8 protein-coding genes and 4 pseudogenes are annotated in these 7,932 nt (G+C 67.3%); 6 read left to right on the forward strand and 6 right to left on the reverse strand.

Features of this window, described 5'->3' with window-relative positions; genetic code table 11:
* The 3 genes and pseudogenes from ABT085_RS40890 to ABT085_RS40900 form a co-directional block, all read left to right on the forward strand.
* Nucleotides 1-906 (forward strand): ricin-type beta-trefoil lectin domain protein (locus ABT085_RS40890; RefSeq protein WP_351620485.1); only part of this gene is annotated, 906 nt, incomplete at its 5' end.
* Nucleotides 907-989: 83 nt separating this feature from the next.
* Nucleotides 990-1,193: pseudogene (locus tag ABT085_RS40895) on the forward strand (FAD-dependent monooxygenase); the annotation flags it as partial.
* A gap of 174 nt (nucleotides 1,194-1,367) precedes the next feature.
* Nucleotides 1,368-1,643, forward strand: a complete 276-nt coding sequence (locus tag ABT085_RS40900) for an aromatic-ring hydroxylase C-terminal domain-containing protein (protein WP_351620510.1) — start codon at nucleotides 1,368-1,370, stop codon at nucleotides 1,641-1,643.
* On the opposite strand, the pseudogene ABT085_RS40905 reads toward ABT085_RS40900, so the two are convergent.
* The 4 genes and pseudogenes from ABT085_RS40905 to ABT085_RS40920 form a co-directional block, all read right to left on the reverse strand.
* A pseudogene (locus tag ABT085_RS40905) lies at nucleotides 1,598-1,860 on the reverse strand (transposase family protein); the annotation flags it as partial. The gene ABT085_RS40900 and the pseudogene ABT085_RS40905 overlap by 46 nt on opposite strands.
* Before the next feature lie 398 nt (nucleotides 1,861-2,258).
* Nucleotides 2,259-2,621 (reverse strand): winged helix-turn-helix transcriptional regulator, encoded by a 363-nt coding sequence (locus tag ABT085_RS40910; RefSeq protein WP_351620494.1) that lies wholly within the window; start codon nucleotides 2,619-2,621, stop codon nucleotides 2,259-2,261.
* Nucleotides 2,622-2,881: 260 nt separating this feature from the next.
* Nucleotides 2,882-3,871 carry a hypothetical protein gene (locus ABT085_RS40915; RefSeq protein WP_351620497.1) on the reverse strand — a complete coding sequence of 330 codons (990 nt, stop codon included), beginning with the start codon at nucleotides 3,869-3,871 and terminating at the stop codon, nucleotides 2,882-2,884.
* Nucleotides 3,868-4,515 (reverse strand): hemerythrin domain-containing protein, encoded by a 648-nt coding sequence (locus tag ABT085_RS40920; RefSeq protein ID WP_351620500.1) that lies wholly within the window; start codon nucleotides 4,513-4,515, stop codon nucleotides 3,868-3,870. The genes ABT085_RS40915 and ABT085_RS40920 overlap by 4 nt, the downstream gene beginning before the upstream one ends.
* 73 nt (nucleotides 4,516-4,588) lie before the next feature.
* On the opposite strand from ABT085_RS40920, the gene ABT085_RS40925 reads away from it, so the two are divergent.
* Complete coding sequence (locus tag ABT085_RS40925) at nucleotides 4,589-5,206, forward strand: TetR/AcrR family transcriptional regulator (protein WP_351620503.1); 618 nt, start codon at nucleotides 4,589-4,591, stop codon at nucleotides 5,204-5,206.
* Nucleotides 5,207-5,260: 54 nt separating this feature from the next.
* Here the strand turns inward: ABT085_RS40925 and ABT085_RS40930 are convergent.
* Both ABT085_RS40930 and ABT085_RS40935 read right to left on the reverse strand, forming a co-directional pair.
* A pseudogene (locus tag ABT085_RS40930) lies at nucleotides 5,261-5,371 on the reverse strand (DUF397 domain-containing protein); the annotation flags it as partial.
* 305 nt (nucleotides 5,372-5,676) lie between these two features.
* On the reverse strand, nucleotides 5,677-6,276 hold the full coding sequence (locus tag ABT085_RS40935; protein ID WP_351620505.1) for a TetR/AcrR family transcriptional regulator: 600 nt from the start codon (nucleotides 6,274-6,276) through the stop codon (nucleotides 5,677-5,679).
* 131 nt (nucleotides 6,277-6,407) lie between these two features.
* On the opposite strand from ABT085_RS40935, the gene ABT085_RS40940 reads away from it, so the two are divergent.
* Together ABT085_RS40940 and ABT085_RS40945 are read left to right on the forward strand one after the other, a co-directional pair.
* The gene (locus ABT085_RS40940; RefSeq protein ID WP_351620508.1) at nucleotides 6,408-7,577 is read left to right on the forward strand and encodes an FAD-dependent monooxygenase; all 1,170 of its coding nucleotides are present in this window, start codon (nucleotides 6,408-6,410) and stop codon (nucleotides 7,575-7,577) included.
* A gap of 210 nt (nucleotides 7,578-7,787) precedes the next feature.
* Nucleotides 7,788-7,932: pseudogene (locus tag ABT085_RS40945) on the forward strand (IS5/IS1182 family transposase); the annotation flags it as partial.

Raw genomic sequence — 7,932 nt, forward strand, 5'->3', positions numbered from 1 at the left:
GACGGCTCCGGCGCGGACGCCGCACGGGAGGGGCAGCCCGGCCGGCCGCCGCGCACCATCCTGGCGGCCGCCGCCATAGCGGGCGCCCTGCTGGTGTCCGTCCCCTTTCTGATCAGCACCCGCGACGACGGCGGCGGCGTCCGGGCCGGTGGTTCCGGCAGCACCGCGGACTCCGTCCTGAAGGATCCCCTCGACGGCGCCCCCGGCGCCTTCGAGTCGGCCGCTCCCGTGGCGGGCAAGCCCAACTCGGGCTCCCCCGAGGCGCATACGGCGGACGGCAAGCAGTCGGGCGCGTCGGGGTCCGGCGCGGCCGGGGGCTCGTCCGGCTCCGGCGGGAGCGGATCGACGAAGCAGGACTCCACGTCGGGCACTTCCTCCTCGACGAACGACGGCAAGGCGGCGAGCGGCACCTCGTCGAAGCCCCCCGCCAAGTCCTCGTCGTCCACCTCGTCCGCGTCCTCCAGCAATGGCGGCACAGCGCAGTCCGGCACCTCCAGCAGCACGACCACGCACGTGGCCGCCGGAGTCCTGGTCTACAGCCATGCCAGCGGCGGCCGGTGTGTCGACATCGTGGGCGACAAGGGCAAGGACGGATCCCCGCTGGAGATCTGGGACTGCAACGGGAACAACTGGCAGAAGTGGGACTTCCGGTCCGACGGAACCGCCCGCTCCATGGGCCTGTGCATGGACATCGCATGGGCCTCGACCGCCAACGGGGCCGTGATCCAGCTCGCCAAGTGCAACGGGGGCTGGGCCCAGAAGTTCAAGGTCAACTCGTCGCACGACCTGGTCAACACGGCGATCGGCAAGTGCGTCGACGTCAAGGACACCGGGACCGCCAACGGCACACGGCTGCAGCTGTGGACCTGCAACGGCCAGGACAACCAGAAGTGGAGCAAGCGCTGACGGCACGGTGAAGACCATGCGGGACGACCGCCCAGCCGCCGTCGTCCCGCCGGACCCCCGTGGCCCTCACCGAGCCCCGAAACATGCACGACCCGCGCTGGATCTCGCGCCTCCAGAGCGACGAGCGGCAGTGTCCGCGCTACCGGGACGGCAGGGTTTTCCTCGTCGGGGACGCCGCCCATGTGCACTCGCCGGAGGGTGATGTGAGCATGAACACCAGTATTCAGGATTCGGCCAACCTCGGCTGGTAACTTGCTGCGTCCCTTCGCGGCCGGGCTCCGGATGCGCGGCTTGACACGTATCAGGCCGAGAGGCACCCGGTGGGGCGCGGGGTGATCCGCAGGAGCGGCGCGCTTCTGCGCGGGGTGTGGACTACCCCTCGGACCCTGTGCGGCCTGCGGGACTTCGCTGCCCGCACCGCCCTTCACTTCCCGCCGATCACCAAGCGACTGGCGCGAGCCATGGCCGGGATCGACATTGCCTATCCTGCGGCGGTCGGCACTCACCCGCTCACCGGTAAACGGGCCCCGGACATCCCCCTGACGGGCGAGCGGCGCCATTACGAAGTTCTGCGTGGACGCCGGTTCGCGCTGGTCACGCCGGCAGGCGCGCGGCTTTCCACTTCAATTGCCGACGACTGGGACAGTGAGGTGGAATTCGCCACTTCAGCCGGTCCGACAGGCAGAACAGGGCAGACACGGGGCATCTTGTGGGTGCAGGCGGCCGTCAGATCGTAGGTCCGGCCTGGCAGCGCCGACGACAGCCACAGGATCTCGCCGGCCGGGTCGTGAAGACCTCGACGTTCACTCCGTGCCGCTTGTGTGTCGAGGAGCAGTCGGCCCTGCCGTCGCCGACGCGGTCGCACACCGCGAGCGTGCCGTCCAAGAGGACCAAGTCCGGGTGGTGCGCGCGCAGCGTCTTCAGCAGGCCCGGCGCCTGCTCGGCGAACAGAACGGTGACGGAACCAACAGGGCTCATGTGCTGATGGGTTGAGGCGTCGAACACCCTGCTCAACGGAGCCGGAGCTCTGCCCCCGTTGCGGCAACCACCCCTACCTCACCGACGTCACCTGATCAGTGGCCACGCTGAGAAGGCTCAGTGCTGGAAGTAGGCGGTCCGGGACGTAATAGCCGGGCGCGGCCCGGATCGTAGTGCTGGTCGGATGACACCAGGCACGAAAAGTTCGTCGTCCCCGCGCGCCTTGCCCCACGACCCGTCACATCCGTCTGTCCAGAGACCCGTCGGCGGATTCGCCGAGTGTGTTGCGCGTTGCAGACGGAACCGCCTGGTCTGCTCTCCTGCAGTTCAGGGCTGCGTGCAGTGCGAAGAGCTGAACAGCACGCCTCGGTCGATCAGTTCTGCACCGCAGATTCGGTTGCGGACAGATGGGTGTGCGCCCAGAGTCCCAGTGCCTCGAACGCAGGCTTCAACGCCACACCCACGTCTGTCAAGCGGTAGGCAACCCGTAGTGGAGGTCCCTCATCGACGTCTCGCGCGACCAATCCGGCCGTGACGAGCTCACTGAGCCTGTCCGAGAGCATTCGCGGGGTGATGCCAGGAATCGCACGGCGCAACTCGGTGAAGTAGAACGGGTGTTGCAGCAGGACGGCTACGACCAGACCCGTCCAGCGTTTGCCGAGCAGAGCGAACACACGAGTTATGCCGTCATCGACCTGGCTGCACGGCGGCCGCTTGCAGCTTTCGTACTCGCCCATGTATTTTGCGCCTCTCTGTTGCTGACCGACGGAAGTGGCCTGGCCGCCGGGCGTTGCCACACTTCGCACGATTCCTCCCCGGAATCTGTGATGCGCCCGCTGTCGCGAACCAAGGACCCTCGGGCACCGAGCGAGGAACTCCGCGGCGCCCACGCTGGGCCGGTCCGGCGGGACCGTTCGGTCCCGCCGGCCGCTGACAAGGCGCTGAGAATGTGGGTTTGGGTTGGAGATGGCAGTTCAGCCTGGCTGTCCCTCGTTCTCTACTGGGTCGTTCCGAGATCGTTCGCCGGCGCGGTGAGGTTACGCAACCGCTCTGCTGTGCCGTCACGTTGTGCTCGCCAGAGCCCGTACTTGGCCATGAGGCCGTTCGAGACGGTCAGGAGTGTCCGGTACGGCGGCGCAGCCAGGCCCTTTGATGTGTGGGGCGCGTAGACAGCGCCTTCGTCGGTGACGTCCAGCCACCCTGTCAGGGTACGCATGCTGAGTCCGATGCACTGCGGCTGAAAGCTGTGCGCCAGGAATCCGGCCCGTCGGCCGCCCGGCGGCAGCAGGCCGGATGGAATTTCGAGGTGCAGGCCTGCGGCGTCTTGGCCGGTCACTCGCACAGGAAGGATCACCGGGAACCCGTCGGCGCCCCTGTAGGCGACCAATCTGTGGGGCAACCCGGCTATCCTCCGCATCAGTTCGGCGACGTCCACACGCGGACTTGTGCCATTTTTCGGTGGAGCCTGTACAGCCGGGGTGCGTGGCCAGGGCGTCCCGGTGACCGTCATGGCGTCATGGGCGCCGAGATCTTCCCAGACGGATACGCGCTCCACGTCCGCATCGACGAAGACCCGCTGCTGGTGGTACTCCCTCAGAAGCCAATCCCAGAGTGGCCCGTGTTTGGTCTCACCCAGGAATGCTTCGGAGGTCTTCATGAACGCGGAGAGGCGTTCGGGGGACGGGTGCAGATCTACCGACGCCTTGCCCTGTGCCAGGACGTAGGCCGTGGTGTCGGCGAACCCGTGATCTCGGGTGTGGTAGGCGAAGGCCACGTGAGGATCCCGCAGGATGCGTTCGAGCTTCTTCGGGAATCCCAGCGAGGTGGTGAAGCCGATCCGGCCCTGTTCTCGGTCCCCCAGGCCTGCCGGCGAGACGCTCGTGATCACGGCACCGCCAGCCGGAGTGACATAGGAGACCGCGACGGTGAGGTCACCTTTGATGGCCGAGTCCGCTGCATCCGGCCACATGACAGGCCCGGGCGTCACGCCTCACTTCCGCGAAGTGTCCGCAGGTCGTCCTCTGCCTGCCGGCGCATCGCGGGCAGGAGAGGCAGTACCGGCAGGGGCAGGCCGGCCAGAACGAGGGCAACCTCGTCAGGGGTGCCCACCTCGTCGAGGAATCCGATCATGAGATGCCCGGCGTCGGGCGGAGTGGTCGCGATCACCTTTTGTGCGAACTCGCGCCACTCCGCTGCGCTGAGGTGGTCGCGAAGTGCCGGGAAGAGAACCGGCTCTTCATGGTCCAGGTGGGCCAGGACCGTGTCCCGCACAGCGACGGCTGCGGACCGCAACGCCTCGCGGGCACCGGTTTCTTGACCATCCTCGGGTATGTCAACGGCGGCCAGTCTCTCGAGCGCGGCATCCAGCTGTTCGTGCTCGTCGGTGAGTCCGTGGAGACCCTGGACGAGCTCGGGCGCAGTCTTCAGGATCCGCGGCCAGAGGTCGTGGTCTTCGGTCTCGTGGTGGTGGCGCAGGTTCACGACGAGGAAGTCACGTAGCTGGCCAAGAGCGCTCAGCGGCACCGTGGTGCGCTCGGCTGAGGTGACCAGGAGTGCAGTGGCGAGGCGGTGTACGTCGTGGGCGAGTCGAGTCTCGATGACAGCAGCTGGTTCGCTGGTGGGGGGATTCATGTAGGGGAACGTATTCATTATTGGCGCTTATTGTCAATATATTGACTCACCGTGAAGGGACTAGACTGCCTCCGTGACCGTTCGCAAGTACAACTCGCCACGCCGGGCCAGCTCAGCGGCCGCTACCCGCGAAGCCATTCTCAAGAGTGCGCATACGCTCTTCCTGGCCCGCGGGTATGCCGGCGTGACAATCGGTGAGGTCGCGGAAGCGGCGCAGGTGGCCGTACCCACCGTCTACAGCAGCGTCGGAAACAAGCCCAGCATCCTGGCGGCGCTGCTGGAGCCGGCCCTCTCGGACCCCGCCGTCGCAGCGACCATGGCCGCAGTAGAGGCGAGCGACGACCCGTACGCCGTCATCGCCCTCACCGCCGAGGGCACGCGGGCAACGCATGAGCGCCACTGGGACCTTGTCTACGGTCTCTTCTACCGGGACCCTCCCGGTGAACCAGCGGTCAAGGCAGTGCTGGACAGAGGTACCGATGACTACGTCCAGGCCCTGAGCCGCGTGACTGATCGCCTGCTGACGCTCGATGCTCTGCATCCGGACATCAGCCGCTCAGAGGCCGTGGATCTTCTCTACTTTCACCTGGGACCGCACGCGTGGATGACCCTGGTCGGCGAACGATCCTGGTCCTTCGACCGAGCACAGACCTGCCTTGCCCACCTGGCCTGCAAGGCGCTCCTCAAGTAGGTCAAGCGGGCCGAGCCGTGCAGCGACGCCCGCCACCCCGACGACTCGGCTGCTGCGTTCCTTGAAATCGCGAAGCCAGACGTCCCCGTGGGGACCACGGCCGACCTCCACGCAGGTTCCTTGTGCGTTGCTGTGTGAACTCCGGTATTTCGATCGTCTTGCCACCTGAGGTCGAAGCCGCAGAGCACATCATCGGACGTCCAATGCCGGCACTCCTTCGGCGCCTCCACACCGAGTTCGGTGACGGCTTCGGGCCCGATAGCGGTCTGGCCTCGCCCACCCAGAACGGCGTGTACCGAGGCCCCGGTGCGGTCATCGAGGTTCCCGAACAACAGCCCGCCACCGTGGCGCAATCCAGCCGAGCAACGCGCTGGAACGGAGCGGAAACCCGAACCCGTTGTGCGCCTGACGACCGGCGGCCCGTGTTCAGCCGAGGTCTGTCACTGGCGGCCGTCGACCGGTGCGGAGCGTCAGATCCGCGGGCTCTCGCGGAGCAGCGCGTCGATGGAAGCGGTCAGGTCCTCGGTGAAGCGCTCCACGCTCATCTCCGCCAGTGAGCCGGCCCGGATCACGTACCGGCTGAACGTCACGCCGACGAGAAGGGCGGCCATGAACGGCACCCGGTGCTCCAGCGCGTGTTCCCCGAGCAGGCGGCGGTAGGTCTCGTCGGTGCGTTGCTGCATGGCGATGTACAGCTTCGCGGCGGCGTGCTCGTCGTCCGTGGCACTGCGCATCAGGGCGACGAAGGTGTCGGTGCCTTCGGGGTCCTCCAGACGGCGGACGAACTCTTGTGCGATGCGGGCAGCCAGTGGCTGGGCGGAGTCCTCGGTCAGGTCCTCGACGGAGCGAGTACCGGGTACCGCCGCGAGGAACAGATTCTCCTTGCTGCCGAAGTGGCGCAGCACCAGTCCGTGGGTGACCCCGGCCCGCTGGGCGATGTCTCGCAGCGTGGCCCGGTTGTAGCCGCGCTCGGCGAAGGCCCGGGCCGCGGCATCGAGGATGGCGCGACGGTGCAGCTCCGGGTCGCGGACGCGGCGGGGGCGGGCGGGCGGAGTCTGCGCAGTAGCCATGCGAGGAATTTACCGTCGCCGCCCCGCCCTCCTGGTGACCGCTTGGTCATTTACCCGGGCCAGAGCTAACCTCACTAATGACCACACGGTCAATAAGGCCGGGCCTGCCGCCCACAAGGAGACCGACAGACATGACCATCACGCCTCAAACGCCCTCGCAGGAACCTTTCGACCGACAGGTCGTGATCGTGGGAGCCGGCCCGGTGGGTCTCTGGCTCGCCCACGAACTCGCCGTGGCGGGCGTGAACCCGCTCGTCCTCGAACGCGCCCCTCGGCGCAGCCCCCACTCCAAGGCTCTGGGAATCCAGCCACGCACCATCGAAGTTCTGGCGCTGCGCAACCGGCACAGGGACGTGATCGCCAGGGGCCGCCCCCTGCCGAACTGGCACTTCGGCATGCTCGAGGCACGCGTCGACTTCCGTGACCTGCCGACCGCCTTCCCGTATCTGCTGGCCCAGCCCCAGTCGGTCACCGAGCAGCTTCTGGAGGGCTACGCCACCGAACTGGGCGTGGAGGTCCGGCGCGGCCACGACGTCACCTCGCTCTCACAGGACGGCGGGTCGGTGACCGTGGGAGTTCGCGGGCCCGAGGGCTCGTACACGGTCGACGCCGACTACGTCATCGGCGCGGACGGCGCCCGCAGTGTGGTGCGCCAGGAGGCCGGTATCGACTTCCCGGGCTCCGGCACGTCCGCATACGGATTCCTCGGTGAGGTGACCCTCGACCGACCGCCGATGACCCCCGGCTTCACCGCTCTGAACGAAGCGGGACGTCTCCTCGTCGTGCCGCTGCCCGGCGGACAGTTCCGTGTCACCGGGTACGACCCGCAGAACCAGACGCGTGAACCGATGACGCTGGACGAGCTGCGAGATGCCTCGATACGTATCGCGGGCACCGACTTCGGCATGCGTGATCCTTCCTGGCTGTCCCGTTTCGGCAACGCGACGCGGTTGGCGGCCCGCTACCGCGCGGGCCGGGTCCTGCTGGCCGGGGACGCCGCGCACATCCATTGGCCGGCGGGTGGCGTCGGCCTGAACGTGGGCCTCCAGGACGCCATGAACCTCGGCTGGAAGCTGGCCGCGGTGGTGCAGGGCCGTGCCGGCGAGGACCTCCTGGACACGTATCACGCCGAACGTCATCCGGTGGGCAGAGAACTCGCCGAGCACACCCGGGCACAGACCGCCCTCATAGTCGGTCTGACCCCCGAGGTCACCGCATTGCGCGCCCTGCTGAGCGAGGCTCTCGACGGCGCTCGCGCCTTCTCCGATCTACTGGCCGGCAAGCTCTCAGAGGGCATTTAGAGATGGCCTGTGTTGGTAAGTGACCTTCGCGGCCGTCGCACTTGGGGTGTTTATCCTATACGCACACCCTCGCGTTCATCGAGCTGCGGACTTGCCCGCCCGTTTGCTCCGGTTCTCAAGCACGAAGTCCGTCTAGTTTGAAGATCAGGCAGAAACGCCCAGCAGCAGCGGAACAGTGCCGACCACCGCAATCCATGATCACGCTACAGCGTGAGCCAGCGGAAGCCGTACCCCAGCGACCTGTCCGACGCCCGATGGGCCTTACTCGAACCGACATTGACGGCATGGAGAAAGGCCCGACTCGACCGCAGGCCCACCGGGCAGCCGGCCAAGGTCGACCTGCGCGACATCTTCA

The organism is Streptomyces sp. NPDC002265, assembly GCF_040296125.1.
In the GTDB taxonomy this organism is placed as follows: Bacteria; Actinomycetota; Actinomycetes; order Streptomycetales; family Streptomycetaceae; genus Streptomyces.